The sequence below is a fragment of the Streptomyces sp. NPDC012935 genome (genome assembly GCF_042900345.1).
GTDB lineage: Bacteria > Actinomycetota > Actinomycetes > Streptomycetales > Streptomycetaceae > Streptomyces.
Genome location: NZ_JBIBBC010000120.1, coordinates 1 through 1,072, shown reverse-complemented (window position 1 = coordinate 1,072; position 1,072 = coordinate 1). Strand labels below are relative to the sequence as shown.

The following is a 1,072-nucleotide window of genomic DNA, read 5'->3' as shown; positions in this document are numbered from 1 at the left end:
CGTCTCTCCACGGGGGGAGGGACGTGCGGACGCGCGCGGGCCGCGTCCCGCTTCACCGCACGCCATGTCCTGGTAACCGGCGGTTAAGGAAGCCTTGCGACGCTCGGGCAATGACTCCCGCCGTGCCAGAGCCCGCGCCGCCCCCGCACGCGCGCGCGGGGAACGGGGACGTACGACGCCTCCCGGCGACGCTCCCGCCCGCCCGTTCCGACGCGCCTGTACGCCTCGATGCGCGGAAGAATGGGCGTATGAGCCAGTCCTCGAACGCCCAGGCACAGGTCCAGCCCGCGCAGCCCTCCGTGGGCTCCATCGCGGCGCACCGTCCGCACACCGTCACCTCGGCGGTCGTCTCCGACCTGGAACCCGACATCGACGCCGATCTCGACGCCTACGACGTCGACGAGGTCGAGGGCGTCCAGCTGCCCCAGGGCCGCTTCCTCGACCGGGAGCGCAGCTGGCTGGCGTTCAACGAGCGGGTGCTCGAACTCGCCGAGGACCCGGCCACGCCGCTGCTGGAGCGGGCCAACTTCCTGGCCATCTTCGCCAGCAACCTGGACGAGTTCTTCATGGTCCGGGTGGCCGGTCTGAAGCGCCGCATAGCCACCGGCGTGGCCACCCGCTCCGCGTCCGGGCTCCAGCCGCGCGAGGTGCTGGAGATGATCTGGGCCCGCTCCCGCGAGCTCATGGCCCGGCACGCCGCCTGCTACCACGAGGACGTCGCCCCCGCCCTGGCGGAGGAGGGCATCCACCTGGTCCGCTGGAACGAGCTCACGGAGAAGGAGCAGGCCCGCCTGTTCACCCTGTTCCGGCACCAGATCTTCCCGGTGCTGACCCCGCTGGCGGTCGACCCGGCGCACCCCTTCCCGTACATCTCCGGGCTCTCCCTGAACCTGGCCGTGCGGGTCCGCAACCCCGTCACCGGCACCCCGCACTTCGCCCGCGTCAAGGTGCCCCCGCTGCTGTCCCGCTTCCTGGAGGCCTCCCCCGGCCGGTACGTCCCGCTGGAGGACGTCATCGCCGCGCATCTGGAGGAGCTGTTCCCGGGCATGGAGGTGCTGGAGCACCACGCGTT

At 72.0% G+C, this 1,072-nt stretch carries 1 pseudogene; it reads left to right on the top strand.

The annotated features are described in order from the left end of the window. Nucleotides 1-110: 110 nt before the first annotated feature. Nucleotides 111-1,072, top strand: a pseudogene (locus ACFY5C_RS42000) (RNA degradosome polyphosphate kinase); the annotation flags it as partial.